The organism is Methylobacillus pratensis, assembly GCF_054072455.1.
Map to the genome: position 1 here is coordinate 943,420 of NZ_JBSUSR010000001.1, position 14,120 is coordinate 957,539.

9 protein-coding genes are annotated in these 14,120 nt (G+C 57.4%); 8 read left to right on the plus strand and 1 reads right to left on the minus strand.

The window, feature by feature from the left end; translation table 11 throughout:
• Positions 1 to 325 precede the first annotated feature (325 nt).
• From ACW4YW_RS04305 to pdeM, 4 genes are read left to right on the plus strand one after another with little or no spacing between them, the layout of a single operon-like run.
• On the plus strand, positions 326 to 1,384 hold the full coding sequence (locus ACW4YW_RS04305; RefSeq protein ID WP_457136428.1) for a ligase-associated DNA damage response exonuclease: 1,059 nt from the start codon (positions 326 to 328) through the stop codon (positions 1,382 to 1,384).
• Complete coding sequence (locus ACW4YW_RS04310) at positions 1,381 to 3,093, plus strand: ATP-dependent DNA ligase (RefSeq protein WP_457136429.1); 1,713 nt, start codon at positions 1,381 to 1,383, stop codon at positions 3,091 to 3,093. The genes ACW4YW_RS04305 and ACW4YW_RS04310 overlap by 4 nt, the downstream gene beginning before the upstream one ends.
• The gene (locus ACW4YW_RS04315; protein ID WP_457136430.1) at positions 3,090 to 5,855 is read left to right on the plus strand and encodes a ligase-associated DNA damage response DEXH box helicase; all 2,766 of its coding nucleotides are present in this window, start codon (positions 3,090 to 3,092) and stop codon (positions 5,853 to 5,855) included. Before ACW4YW_RS04310 ends, ACW4YW_RS04315 begins: the two co-directional genes overlap by 4 nt.
• Positions 5,856 to 5,908: 53 nt before the next feature.
• Positions 5,909 to 6,574, plus strand: coding sequence for a ligase-associated DNA damage response endonuclease PdeM (gene pdeM, locus ACW4YW_RS04320; RefSeq protein ID WP_457136431.1), 666 nt, complete (start codon positions 5,909 to 5,911; stop codon positions 6,572 to 6,574).
• 125 nt (positions 6,575 to 6,699) lie between these two features.
• Here pdeM and ACW4YW_RS04325 read toward each other — a convergent pair whose 3' ends face one another.
• Entirely contained in the window at positions 6,700 to 8,229 is a 1,530-nt protein-coding gene (locus ACW4YW_RS04325; RefSeq protein WP_457136432.1) for a hybrid sensor histidine kinase/response regulator, read from the minus strand.
• Between the two features lie 424 nt (positions 8,230 to 8,653).
• Between ACW4YW_RS04325 and ACW4YW_RS04330 the strand changes: the two genes are divergently transcribed.
• The 4 genes from ACW4YW_RS04330 to ACW4YW_RS04345 all read left to right on the plus strand — a co-directional run bounded on the left by ACW4YW_RS04330 (position 8,654) and on the right by ACW4YW_RS04345 (position 13,843).
• On the plus strand, positions 8,654 to 8,914 hold the full coding sequence (locus tag ACW4YW_RS04330) for a hypothetical protein (RefSeq protein ID WP_457136433.1): 261 nt from the start codon (positions 8,654 to 8,656) through the stop codon (positions 8,912 to 8,914).
• 123 nt (positions 8,915 to 9,037) lie between these two features.
• Positions 9,038 to 11,062 (plus strand): ATP-binding protein, encoded by a 2,025-nt coding sequence (locus ACW4YW_RS04335; protein ID WP_457136434.1) that lies wholly within the window; start codon positions 9,038 to 9,040, stop codon positions 11,060 to 11,062.
• Positions 11,063 to 11,140: 78 nt separating this feature from the next.
• Positions 11,141 to 11,395, plus strand: a complete 255-nt coding sequence (locus tag ACW4YW_RS04340) for a hypothetical protein (protein WP_457136435.1) — start codon at positions 11,141 to 11,143, stop codon at positions 11,393 to 11,395.
• A 264-nt stretch (positions 11,396 to 11,659) separates the two neighbouring features.
• Entirely contained in the window at positions 11,660 to 13,843 is a 2,184-nt protein-coding gene (locus ACW4YW_RS04345; protein WP_457136436.1) for a putative bifunctional diguanylate cyclase/phosphodiesterase, read from the plus strand.
• Positions 13,844 to 14,120 lie beyond the last annotated feature (277 nt).

Here is a 14,120-nt window from a genome sequence, read left to right on the forward strand (position 1 = left end):
GCCTAATAATAGCGGCTTGGAGAAAGTTTAAATATGTGACAAATTGCCGCAGCAATCCTATGCTTGAGGATGCAATATTCACTTACGGAAGATCAAAAATCGCCAAGAGACTAAGTCACAATTTATTAATGCTTACTATCGTGTTCCAACTGGCTAGTCTATTTTTTTCATTGATATCCCCTTCACCCCCCTCTCCCTGAATTTTCAGACATCTCCTCCATTAGGTCTTATTGCCTAGCGCACTCACCCTCCTTTTTGTGCAGGCATGCAGAATGAAATTGCATTTGTGGTGTCGAATCCGCATGTGCAATCAACAAACTAGATCATGGATTTAGTCATCGCGCGGCCGGAAGGCTTGTATTGTCCGCCCGGCGATTTTTATATCGACCCCTGGCGCCAAGTGGAGCGCGCCGTGATCACGCACGGACACGGCGATCACGCGCGCACCGGCCACCAGCATTACCTGGCAGCGGCAGCGGGCGAAGGTATATTGCGCAAGCGCCTGGGGGCGGATATCGATCTGCTTTCGCTAGAGTACGGGGAAAACATCGACCACCATGGCGTCAAGCTGAGCCTGCATCCCGCCGGCCACGTGTTGGGCTCTGCCCAGGTGCGCCTGGAATACAAAGGTGAGGTCTGGGTGGCTTCAGGCGACTATAAAGTGGAGGCCGACGGTACCTGCGCGCCGTTTGAAAGCGTGCGCTGCCACACGTTTATCACCGAATCCACCTTTGGCCTGCCGATTTACCAGTGGCAGCCGCAGCACGAGATTTTTGCCGACATCAACCAATGGTGGCAAAGCAACGCCGATCACAACCGCGCCAGCGTGTTGTTTTGCTATGCCTTCGGTAAAGCGCAAAGGATACTGTCGGGGTTAAACCCGCATATCGGCCCGATCCTGGTTCATGGCGCGGTAGAACCCTTAAACCGGGTTTATCGCGAAGCTGGCGTCCATCTGCCTGCCACGCAATATGTCGGCGACATGCAGGATAAATCACAGATAGGCAAAAGCCTGGTGCTGGCGCCGCCTTCTGCGCAAGGCACGCCGTGGATGAAACGGTTCGGCGATTACTCGGATGCGTTTGCCAGCGGCTGGATGCAATTGCGCGGCACGCGCAGGCGCCGGGGCGTGGACCGCGGCTTCATCATGTCCGACCATGCCGATTGGCCCGGCTTGCAGGCTGCGATACAGGCCACCGGGGCTGAACGTGTGTTTGTGACGCACGGACAAATACACCCCATGGTGCGCTGGTTGTGCGAACAAGGCCTGGATGCGCAGGCATTTGTCACCGAATACGGCGAAGAGGCGGCAGAAGCGGAAGCGGATTTGCCGCCTGAGACTGAAGGCAGCGCCCATATGACCATGGCAAAGGCGACCGTTTGAAAGCCTTTGCCGATCTCTACAGCAGGCTGGACGCCACTACCAGCAGCAATGCCAAACTGGCTGCGTTGCGCGATTATTTCCAGGTAGCACCGCCCGCCGATGCCGCCTGGGCGGTATATTTCCTGGCTGGCGGCCGCCCGCGCCAATTAGTGCCAACCAAGCTGTTGCGTCAATTGACGCTGACGGTAGCCGGCCTGCCGGAATGGTTGTTTGAGGAAAGCTACCATGCAGTGGGCGACCTGGCGGAAACCATGTCCTTGCTGTTGCCTGAATCCATCCATTCTTCAGAAGAGGGATTGGCCGCATGGGTGGAAACCAAACTGTTGCCGCTACGCGGCCTGGCGCCTGAAACATTAACCCTGCAGTTATTGCCCTTGCTACAGCAGCTGGATAAGCGGAGCAAACTGGTCTGCATCAAGCTCATTACCGGCAGTTTCCGCGTCGGCGTTTCGCGCCTGCTGGTCACGCGCGCCCTGGCTGCCGTGGCAGGCATAGACGCAAAACGTATTGCCCAGCGCCTGGTCGGCTATACCGACCTTTCAGCACGCCCGACTGCGGCGCATTACCTGAAATTGATCGCGCCGGTGAGCGAAGATGGCGAAGGGCGCAGCGAAGGCCAGCCCTACCCGTTTTTCCTGGCGCATCCCTTACAGCTGCCTACCGAGCAGTTTGCAGCGACGATTGGCAGCCCCAAAGATTGGTTGGTGGAATGGAAATGGGATGGCATCCGCGCGCAACTGGTGAAGCGCGACGGCCAGCTATGGGTTTGGTCGCGCGGCGAAGAGCTAGTGACCGAGCGCTTTCCCGAATTACATGTGCTGGCGGATTGCTTGCCGGATGGCACGGTGATCGACGGCGAACTGGTGGTGTGGAAGCACGATGCTGGGAACGCTTCCGGACAAGAAGGGTTAAAACAGGTGCAGCCGTTTGCCTTGCTGCAACAGCGCATCGGCCGAAAAACCTTAAGCGCCAAAATCCTGGACAGCCTGCCGGTGGCGATTGTGGCTTACGATTTGCTGGAATGGCAGGGTACAGACTGGCGCGAACACCCGCAGTCCGCCCGCCGTGAACAATTGGAAAGCATTGTCCGCGCATGCCAACAGCCGCAACTGCAAATATCGCCTTTGATCACGGGTGCAAGCTGGCAAGATCTCGATCGCCAGCGCGAGGCATCACGCAGCCTGGGGGTGGAAGGCTTTATGCTCAAACGCAAGGATGCGCACTACGGCGTGGGCCGCACCAAGGATGTCGGCGTATGGTGGAAGTGGAAGATCGACCCTTACACGGCGGATGCGGTGCTTATTTACGCGCAGACCGGCCACGGCCGTCGCGCCAGCCTGTATACCGACTATACCTTCGCGGTGTGGGACAACCCTGAGGACAACCCCAATCGCAAACTGGTGCCGTTTGCCAAGGCATACTCGGGCTTGACCGATGCCGAAATACGCCAGGTGGATGCGATTATCCGCAAGACCACGGTCGAGAAATTCGGCCCAGTGCGAAGCGTAACTCCGACCATGGTGTTCGAGTTGGGCTTCGAAGGCATTTCTTTAAGCGGACGCCATAAAAGCGGTATCGCCGTGCGCTTCCCCCGCATGCTGCGCTGGCGTCAGGATAAACCGGTGGCCGAAGCCGACACGCTGCAGACCTTGCAGGAATTGCTACCGCAGGCTTTCCGCCCTGCGAGCCAGGATGCGGCTTTGCGATGACATTGAAAACCGTCCCGGATATGACTTTATCGCCCAGCGAGGCGGCTGAAGCGCCCAGCCCTGGCGGTTTCCATTTAAGCCGCCACTGGTTTGCCTCGCATCAATGGCAGCCTTTTCCGTTCCAGGAGCAGGTATGGCAAGCAGTGGCCCGCGGCCAATCCGGCATGCTGCACGCGACTACCGGCGCCGGCAAAACATATGCGGTGTGGATGGCGGCAATCGAACGGTTCGCCTCGAAGAAATCGACAGCCGCATCCACAGGAAAAGCAGGCAATGCAGCTGCGGAAAAGCCTGCCAATACAGCCAGGCGTAAGCCTGCCTGCCAACCATTGACCGTGCTGTGGATCACCCCCATGCGCGCCCTGGCCGCGGATACAGAACGCGCTTTGACCGCACCGGTCGAGCAATTGAATCTCGATTGGAGCATCGCTTTACGCACTGGCGACACCAATAGCGCGGAGCGTTCGAGGCAGGCCAAACGCCTGCCGACCGCGCTGATCACCACGCCGGAAAGCCTGACGCTGCTGCTGACGCGGCCGGACGCCGCCGACACCTTTGCCAGCCTGCAAATGGTGGTGGTGGACGAATGGCACGAGCTGATCGGCAACAAGCGCGGCGTGCAGCTGCAGCTGGCCTTGGCGCGGCTGCGGCGCTGGCAGCCGCAATTGATCACCTGGGGCTTGTCGGCGACGCTGGGTAATTTGCAGCATGCCATGGAAGTGCTGATCCCAAACTCATCCAATGCGGTACTGGTGCAAGGCAAGCTGGAGAAGCACCTGCTGATCGATACCCTGTTGCCGCCCGGCATTGAGCGTTTCCCCTGGGCTGGCCACCTGGGTTTGCGCATGTTGCCGCAGGTGATCGAGCAGATCGAAGCCAGCCCCAACAGCCTGGTTTTCACCAATACCCGCTCGCAATGCGAGATCTGGTACCAAGCCTTGCTGGAAGCGCGTCCTGACTGGGCGGGTTTGATTGCGCTGCACCACGGCTCATTGGATAGAACCGTACGCGAATGGGTGGAAGCCGGCCTGAAACAAGGCACTCTCAAGGCGGTGGTCTGCACATCCAGCCTGGACCTGGGCGTGGACTTCCTGCCGGTGGAACGCGTACTGCAGATCGGCTCGCCCAAGGGCGTGGCGCGCCTGATGCAGCGCGCCGGGCGCTCCGGCCATGCGCCCGGCCGCGCTTCGCGCTTGACCGTGGTGCCGACGCATAGCCTGGAGCTGATCGAATCGGTGGCCGCGCAGGATGCGATTGCCGCACGCAATGTCGAGCCAAGAACATCACCGCAAAAGCCATTGGACGTATTGGTGCAGCACCTGGTGACGATTGCGCTTGGCGGCGGGTTTACCGCGGAGGATTTGCTGGCGGAAGTGCGCAGTTGCTACGCCTACCGGCACCTGACCGACGAAGAATGGCGCTGGGCCCTGGCTTTTGTGCGGCACGGCGGAGAATCGCTGACCGCCTACCCGGATTACCGCCGCGCCATTCCCGATGAGCACGGCGTTTGGCATGTGCCGGATGCGCACCTGGCGCGGCGGCACCGCATGAGCGTCGGCACCATCGTCAGCGATTCCAGCATGGTGGTTAAATTCTGGAGCAAAGGCGCATCCGGCAAGAGCCTAGGTTCGGTGGAAGAAAGCTTTATCGCCCGGCTCAAGCCCGGCGACCATTTCTTGTTTGGCGGACGCCTGCTGGAACTGGTGCGCGTCCATGAAATGACCGCTTTCGTGCGCAAGGCGAGCGGCAAAAAAGCCGCGGTGCCGCGCTGGAATGGCGGCCGCCTGCCGCTTTCCACCGAGCTTGCCAATGCCATGGTGGCGCGCATGGATGCAGCGGCGCACGGCCATTTCGACGGCCCGGAAATGCAGATGGTCAAACCCCTATTGCAAGTGCAGAGCGACTGGTCCGCGCTGCCAACCAATACCAACCTGCTGGCCGAATCGCTGCACTCGCGCGAAGGCTGGCATTTGTTCCTTTACCCTTACGCCGGGCGCAGCGTGCACTTGGGCTTGGCCAGTTTGTTGGCTTGGCGCGTCGGCAAGCACCAACCGAGCACGTTTTCCATCGCCGTCAATGATTACGGCCTGGAACTGCTTTCCGCTACGCCAGTGGATTGGGCAACGATTTTTGCACAGGATGTTTTCAGCACTGAAAACCTGTTGATTGACGTCATCGGCAGCCTGAATGCAGGCGAGCTGGCGCAAAGGCGTTTCCGCGAAATCGCGCGTATTTCCGGGCTGGTGTTCGCCGGTTTTCCCGGCGCGCACAAAAGCGCCAAGCAAGTGCAGGCCTCATCCAGCCTGTTTTATGATGTATTCCGCAAATACGACCCCGATAATTTATTGCTGACGCAAGCGCAGGAAGAAGTGCTGCAACAGGAGCTGGAAATCGCACGCTTGTCCGCTACGTTGCAACATTTGCACCGCAAGCAAATACAATTGATGCACATCAAAAGGCCGACGCCGTTTGCCTTCCCTTTGCTGGTCGAACGCTTCCGCGAAAGCAACAGTTCGGAAAAGCTGGCCGACCGGATTGCCCGCATGGTGGCCGACCTGGAAAAGGCCGCCGGCGCTGGCGGTTATGTAGCGGAAGAAACCGTGAACGCGCAGGCAAAGTTCAACGTGCAGGAAAAGGTATATAAAAAACGTGAACGCAGGCGCAAAACCGGATTGCCCAGCGTAGGGTCACATGACAACGAAACGAATGTAGAACAGCCACGTACCAGGATCATTCCGCCTAAGCCGCGCCACGGGTTTTGAGAAAGAACACGATAAAAAGCGGGTGACATAAGGCCTCGATAAAATAATTTTCAATGAGACATGAACTACCTTTAAACATCGGCGCGAACACTTTGCTGATACTGGCCGACAAAGCCATCTACTGGCCGCAACAAAAAGCACTGTTGATTGCAGATGCGCATTTCGGCAAGGCAGCGGCCTATCGCGCTTTGGGCCAGCCGGTACCGCACGGCACCACCAGCCGGAACCTGCAGCGCCTGAACGTTTTGCTTTCCGCATACCCGACTGAGCAACTGATTTTCCTGGGCGACTTCCTGCATGCGCCCAAGTCCCATGCACCGGCCACATTGGCAGCTTTACGCCACTGGCGCGCGCAGCACACCTCCATGCAATGTATTCTGGTTCGCGGCAACCATGATAAGCATGCGGGCGATCCGCCAGCGGATTTGAATATTGAAACGGTGGATGAGCCTTACCTTATCGGGGATTTCGCCTTGCAACACATTCCTGCCCCACATCCCACGCACCATGTGCTTGCCGGGCATATCCACCCTGTTTTCCGTTTGCTGGGCAAAGGCCGGCAACGCCTGAATTTGCCATGTTTTTACCACCAGGCCGACATGACCTTGCTGCCTGCCTTCGGCGATTTTACCGGCGGCTGTGTGATGGAAAACAAGCCCGGCGCCTTGATTTCCGTCACGGACGGTGAATGCGTCTGGCCGGTGGCAGCTTCAGCATGAGTAGATCTGGCGCGCAAATTTGGAAAGCCCATAACCAACAGGTATCAATGTTGGTCTTCATCACTAACCATGCCAGTAATGAAAACGGTTGTTCAATTGCATTCCATAAACTTGCAGACCCCAAATTACAGGGGTTTGGCAGAAAGAATGGTAATGAGCTTTTCAACGTCAACCGGCTTAACGAGATGATGGTCAAAACCCGCTTGTAACGAGGTTTCGCGGTCACGCTCCTGACCGTAGCCGGTGACCGCGATCAACAAGGCATCTGAAGTTTCCGGCATGGAGCGGAGCCTCCTTGCCAGCTCGTTGCCATCCATACCAGGCAGGCCGATGTCCAGGATGCATATCTGCGGCTGATGCTCTTGCGCCTGTTTGATCGCGCTCACAGGTTCATGCTCGACCAGCGTGTCGTAGCCTTGAAGGTCCAGCAGGCTTGCGAGCATGTCGGCGGCATCAATGTTGTCGTCCACCACCAGCACCGGGGCTCGGCTGGGATGAGCCATGGCATGGCCTGCTTGCTCTGGCACGGCCGCTGGCGCCTGGGGCAATAATAATGGAAGGGATACTGTAAAGCACGAGCCATGGCCGATTCCGGCGCTGCGGCAATCTATGCCGCCCCCATGCAGCTCCACCATGCTTCTCACTATCGCCAGGCCGATGCCCAGCCCGCCCTGGGAGCGGTCGGAATTGCGTTTGGTCTGGGCGAAAAGCTCGAAGATATGCAGTTGCTCCCCCTCGACAATGCCGACTCCGTTATCGCTGATCCTGATGACGGCCTGCCCGTTCTCCAGGCGCATATCCAGTTTGATGCTGCCATATGCGGGGGTATATTTGGCGGCATTATTCAGCAGGTTGGTGATTATCTGCACCAGCCGCTTCTTATCGCCGAGTATGCTGGCTTCTTCGGAGCACAGTTCCAGGCTGAAGCGTTGCTGCTTGGACTCCATCAGCGGGAGCACTTGTTCGATGGAGTCGGCGACGACGGCCTTCAAATCCTGCGGCAGCTGGTCGATGCTTACCAGCCCGCGCGTCACCCGCGATACGTCCAGCAGGTCATCGACCAACCCGACCATGTGCTTCACCTGGCGGTTGATGATCTCGACCGAGCGGTGCAGGCATTCCGGACTGACGTCATGCATGGCAATCATCTGGGCCGCCGCGCTGATGGGGGCGAGCGGATTGCGCAGCTCGTGCGCCAGCATGGCGAGGAATTCATCCTTGCGCTCTTCCATCTGCTTACGCTCGGTAGTGTCACGGGTGGGGCCGGCCACCGCCTCGACCTCGCCGTTGGGGCCAAAGACCGGCACAAAAATATAATCATAGATACGACGGCCAAAAGTACCGTTAAATGGCACTTCGCCGCGAATAGGCTGTTTGGTGGCCACGACTTGGTCAATCTCCCGGTTGTGCATCTCGGCGTGCCAGGGTTCATAACCTAACTCAAGAAAAGTCTTGCCGATGGCCTCGTCCCAGGTTTTCCCCCACATCTGCAACAGCACGCTATTGGCATAGATGAAACGGTATTGCAGGTCGAACACGTAGGCCAAATCAGGTGTGTTGTTGAGGAAAGTCTCATAAAGCCGTGTCCGCCGGTCCGAATCAGCGACAGACTGGGCCAGTTGGATGGGCGGATGAGATGGTGGCGTGGATATCAATGCGTGAGACCTCTATATATTCGCTTGGGATCGAGCCTGCAAAAAACTACGCCAACGTTGAGCACGGACTCTCTAATTTCTTGCAGCCCTAATTGCTTATTGTCTATAAGATGAAGATTGAGCCCTACTTCCAGCGCTAGACAACCGGCGAAATAATCGTATCTTGTGAAGCAGATGCGCGACTATCGGGAATTATCTGACAGACTCCTGTAGGACTCATGCTGGACATATAGAGCAATGCTTGTGAGGCAGGGTTCTTACAGGCAGGCGTGCTTTTAGCGGCTCATATCGAGACCATAAGCAAGCCGACTGACACCTACATTCACCCCTCATCCTCAGCCAGCATAAGGCCCGAAAAGGCTGTCACCGTCAAAAGAAACTTTCGCTTGATCAATAAGTCTCCTTACCCAGGAGGGCTGTATAGATGAGACTGTTACTCGCGTTTGCCGTGCTGATGGTGCCGATGCTCGCCCAAGCAGAAAAGGTAAATGAATCCACAGAGGAGGCGCGACAGCGACAGCAGGTCGAGGCGATCAGACAATACGAGCGCAGCGGCCACCGCGAGCCTTTAGGCGGGGATCGCGAGCGCCTTGGCAATCCACTGCAGCCTATTCCCGACGACTCACACGAAGACCAACGCCGACTCCAGCCCCTGCGCAAGCCATATGACTGGCAGAAACGGTGACTCTCTTTTTTGATGAGCCGTGGCATAATGCAGGGCCAAGCTATTGATCGGCATTCATTACTCCAGGGCCCGCATCACACCCGACAATGCAGAGAGGAAGGCTTGTCCTTGAAAGCACCGACCATGCGTGACCACACTCCCTATGCCATGGGAGGGGCGGAGTACCAGTTCCTGCTCAAGCTCAGCAATTCCATACGCCCCCTCAGCAATACCGAAGAAATCAAGCAATGCGTCTGCAAGATGCTTTGCGAGACGATGCCGGCCGAACGCGCCTGCTATGCCGAAATCAGCGGCGTCGACGACGCCATGATCAACGTCTGCTATCAGCGCCCGGGCATTGCACAAATCCATGGAAGCTTCGAGCTCGACAGATTCGGCAAAGACCTGGTGGAGCGGCTGCGCAGCGGAGAGACGCTCATCATGCGGGACATCCAGCAAGAGCCCTCGCTCAGCGCAGAAGAGCGACATGCCTATGCTTCCGTCGGGGTGCAAAGCTACATTGCCGTACCCTTGATCAAGCAATCCACACTGATGGCGGTGCTCTCGATCAACGCAAGCGCTCCCCGGCAGTGGTCCGAGCGTGATGCGTTTCTGTTGCGGAAAGCGGCCGACCGCACTTGGGAAACGGTGGAGCGCGCACGCGCGGAACGCGCGCTCAGCCTCACCGAGATACGCTCGCAGCAGATTTTCGACTCCATCGATCAAGGCATGTGCATCATCAAGATGGTCTACGATGCGAACGGCAAGCCTATCGACTATATCTTCCTGCATACCAATGCCGCTTTTGCCAGCCAGACGGGCCTGGTCAATGTCATCGGGAAAGGCATGCGCGAGCTGGCGCCCCAGCATGAGCAATTCTGGTTTGACACTTATGCGCGCATCGACCAAACCGGCGTGCCAGAACGTTTCGAGCACAAGGCTGACGCACTAAAGCGCTTTTATGAAGTTTACGGGTTTCGCATCGACGAGCCGGAACAGCATACTGTCGGCCTCTTGTTCAAGGATATTTCCCCGCGCATAGCGGCTGAACAGGCACTCATCAAGGCCAACAAGGCCAAGGATGATTTTCTCGCCGTGGTTTCCCATGAGTTGCGCAACCCGCTGAACCTGATCCTGCTCAATGCCGAATTGCTGGGACGCTTACCCGAGGCCGACACTCAGCCGATTATTCAGCGCACTGCCGAAACCTTGAGCCGTACCGTCAAAAACCTTGCCACCGTGGTGGACGACCTGCTGGACCTGTCGCGCATCAATACCGGCAAGCTGGCGCTGCAATGCAGCCAATGCCATCTTGAGACGTTGGTGCAGAAGCTGGTTACCTCGTTCCAGGACGAAGCCGACCAGAACACCATCGCGCTAAGTTTTGAGCTGCAGCCCGGCATTGTCATTCATGCCGACTCGACCCGCATCGAACAAGTGATATGGAACCTGCTTTCCAATGCATTGAAATTCACGCCGGCAGGCGGCGCCATTGATATTTCCCTGTCTGCGCGCGACGATTGGGCGGTGCTGAAGGTGAGCGACACTGGCCAGGGCATTCCTGGCGAGGTGTTGCCGTATGTCTTCGACATGTTCGTGCAGGAGGACTCCTCCTCCTCGCGAATCAACAACGGCCTGGGCATCGGGCTAGCCCTGGTCAAACAGATTGTTGAGCTGCATCAAGGCAAAGTAGAAGCGCTCTCGCAAGGCAAGGGCACGGGCGCAAGCTTTCGCATATGCTTGCCGCTGAGTCATTCAGCCACCCAGGAAACCAGCCAGGCCACACCTGGGCTGGATCGCCCTCTCCACCTCCTGCTGGTCGAAGACAACAGGAGCTCTGCGGAATTGCTGTCGCAATTGCTCACCCTGGAGGGTTATGCCGTGGACGTGGCATTCGACGGCCAGAGCGGGCTGGATCAGGTCGCCAATGCCAAGTACAGCTACGACCTCATTCTCTCCGATATCGATATGCCCGGCATGGATGGCTTTCAGCTGGCCAGATTGCTGCGCGAGCATGAGAAGACAGCGACAACACCGCTCATTGCAGTCACCGGCATCCCCATCCAAGGCAGCCGCGACAAACTATACTCGGCGGGCTTCAACGATGTCGTATCCAAGCCCATCACCATTGCCGCAATACACAGCGCAGTGAAAAACCTGCTGCGTTAAAGCAGCCGTTGATGGGCACTTGAACCTCTTCTCCATTCCGGGTTCGAACTATTTCCAAACGGAATGCAGAAAGGAAACATGATGGGGCAGGAAAACCAAGCGCCTTTATTCCCGGTCGTCACGTTCACCACCACCGCCATCCCGGAAAATGGCCTCATTGTATTTTCCCCGGCTTACCTGAGCGAGTTGGGGCAACAGCCGGAAGACGCCACCACAGGGCCGAGCTACGCGTTCACTGCCGATCAGGCCGTGGCATTGATTCTTGAACTCCATCGCGCCATCGACCAGATGGAAAACTCGAGCTACCTGAAACGGTCGCTGCAAGATATCTAGCCTGCCCTTGTCACTACCTCTCGTACACCATGCCTGAAAATCTCTTGCGGATGAGAAATCTCATAGCATCGGCCTGTCGTGCTGCGTACCATGCATCAAAATCGAGGGCGGACATGCGGAGCGTCATGCGCCGTGATGGCGGTATTGCATAACGCCTGCATTACATAATACGATTTGCACCAATACCAGTATATGATCCAGCTTCATCATTAGATTAATCGTTAACGGTCCCAGCTTTATTCATACTGCTATAGGAAATTTCTGATGAAATGTCCCGTGATTCCGCCAGATGAAACCGAACGCCTGCAGGCATTGGCGACCTATGGGTTAGGCCAGGATCGGCCGCTTCCGGCACTGGAGCCGGTAGTGCAAATCGCCGCACGCATGTTCAACATGCCTGTCGCCGCCATCAACATGATTGGCAGCGACCATGTGTTTTTCGCAGCCAGCACCGGAGTCGGGAATGTGGACATGAGAAGGGACGTTTCCTTCTGCGCCCATGCCATCAACCAGCACAACGTGATGGTCGTGCCCGACTCCCATCTCGATGAGCGCTTTCACGACAACCCCCTCGTCATGGGTCCTGCCAACTTGCGCTTCTATGCGGGCGTTCCCTTGATCTCGCCTGAAGGCCATGCGCTGGGAGCCTTATGTGTGATTGACGGCCAGCCCAGGGAGTTTTCCGAGGAGGATTGCGAGCGCCTGCGCGAACTTGCCAAGATGGCAGTGGACCGCCTCGAGCTGCGCCGTCTGGAGCTGTCGACGGAACAATCCCGCCGGCCGTTCGAGGATTTTGCGCGCAACTCGCCCACGGCAGTAGTCTGGTTCGACGCCCACCGCAAAATCGTGACCTGGAACCAGGCTGCCGCCGCCTTGCATGGCTATCGCCTGGATGAAGGCGAAGGCTTGCTCGTTGATCAGTTGATCCCGGAAAGGGAGCGCCCCGTTTTCCATCAACTGGTCGCACAAGCCGTGACCACCGGCACCTTCGACGGCATATCCATGCCGGAAACCGCTTACGGCCTGCGGAAGGACGGAAGCGAGTTCGAACTGGGGCTTTCCCTCTTCTGCTGGCAAGAACATGGCCAGCTTATTTTCAACGCGCACCTGCAGGACATCACAGCAAAAAAGCGTGAGGAGGCGGAGTTGCACCGCCTAGCCACCACCGACCTGCTGACCGGGCTGGCGAATCGCGGCCGCTTTTATCGCGAAGTGGAGCAAGCCCTGGTCGCAGCGAAGCCGATCGCCGTCTTGATGCTCGACCTTGATGGCTTCAAGGATGTGAATGACACGCTGGGCCACGCGGTAGGAGACAGCATCCTCCGCGAAATCGCCCATAGGCTGGAACATGCGCTGGGGAGCTCCGGATTGGCAGCGCGCATCGGCGGCGACGAATTCGCGCTGTTATTGCATCAATTGGAGGACCCTGCGGAGGCGCAGGCCATTGCGCAATCCTTGATCGAAGCGCTGGTCGATGCGATTGTGATCGACCATCATGAAATTCGCATCACCGCCAGCTGCGGCGTGGCGATGGCGCCACAACACGCGCAAGAAGCGCTGGAATTGATCGGCAATGCAGACCTGGCCTTGTTCCATGCCAAACGGCTCGGCGGGGCGCAATCCTATGTATTTGTCCAAGCCCTCAGGATGGAGGCGGTGGCGCGCCACCTTTACGGCCTGGAATTGCACCGGGCAGTGCACGACGGCGAATTCGTCCTCTTCTACCAACCGCAGGTCCGCTTGTCCGACGGATTGTTGGCTGGGGCAGAGGCGCTGATCCGCTGGCGGCATCCTGAACGCGGCCTGTTGTCGCCAGCCGCTTTCCTGCCTGCATTGGAAAACGGACCGCTGGCGGCAACGGTGGGCAACTGGGTGCTGGATGAAGCCTGCGCCCAAGTGGCGCAATGGCGGCGCCAGGGCTTGGCGGATTTCCGCATGGGAGTCAACCTGTTCGGCGCACAGTTTAGGGTGGACGACCTTGCGAAGACTGTCATGTCCACGCTTGAACGCCATGGCCTGCCGCCCTCGGCCTTGGAGTTGGAAATCACGGAAAATATCGTGCTCGAACATGACGAGTTGGCGCTCGAATCCATACGTCGCTTGCGCGAAGCCGGTGTCGGCATCGCCTTTGATGATTTCGGCACAGGATACGCGTCGCTCAGCCTGCTCAAACATTATCCTTTAAGCCGCATCAAGATTGACCGCTCTTTTGTCCAGGGCATGCTGGAGTCGCAGCAGGATAAAACCGTCGTCAATGCCGTCATCGATATGGCCAACGCATTTTCTCTGGATACAATTGCGGAAGGCATTGAAACTGCGGAACAACAAAAGGCCTTGCTTGAAATTGGTTGCTCTGAAGGCCAGGGATATCTTTTCTCCCGGCCCTTGTCTGCCATTCAGTTTGCTGACATGTTCGGCTTGGACCACTATCTATCGAAAAGGGCTTAGCCCAGCAACCTTACCGCATACCGGATAAGGCTGCTTAGCAAGCGTCGGTTTTAAATTCTTAATATTCCCTGCCATATATCCCAAGCAACATTAGTTATTGCAGAGCCGTTTCCCGATCATTTACTGCCCCACTCCAATGCGGAGTTGGATAATAACTTTTCTGTTTCAATAAAAAATTCTTGCCAGGCTACCTCAACAGGTCTCATTTAAAACTGAAGGAATGCGGCAGTGATTCCCAGCATTGAGCAGAGTGCCGGCCTTCGCCAGATTCAGGTTT

Excerpts from the sequence above, each read along its gene's own strand:
- ACW4YW_RS04345 (WP_457136436.1), top strand. The coding sequence starts at position 11,660 with ATGAAATGTCCCGTGATTCCGCCAGATGAAACCGAACGCCTGCAGGCA.
- ACW4YW_RS04315 (WP_457136430.1), top strand. The coding sequence starts at position 3,090 with ATGACATTGAAAACCGTCCCGGATATGACTTTATCGCCCAGCGAGGCG.
- ACW4YW_RS04340 (WP_457136435.1), top strand. The coding sequence starts at position 11,141 with ATGATGGGGCAGGAAAACCAAGCGCCTTTATTCCCGGTCGTCACGTTC.
- ACW4YW_RS04305 (WP_457136428.1), top strand. The coding sequence starts at position 326 with ATGGATTTAGTCATCGCGCGGCCGGAAGGCTTGTATTGTCCGCCCGGC.
- pdeM (WP_457136431.1), top strand. The coding sequence starts at position 5,909 with ATGAGACATGAACTACCTTTAAACATCGGCGCGAACACTTTGCTGATA.
- ACW4YW_RS04335 (WP_457136434.1), top strand. The coding sequence starts at position 9,038 with ATGCGTGACCACACTCCCTATGCCATGGGAGGGGCGGAGTACCAGTTC.
- ACW4YW_RS04330 (WP_457136433.1), top strand. The coding sequence starts at position 8,654 with ATGAGACTGTTACTCGCGTTTGCCGTGCTGATGGTGCCGATGCTCGCC.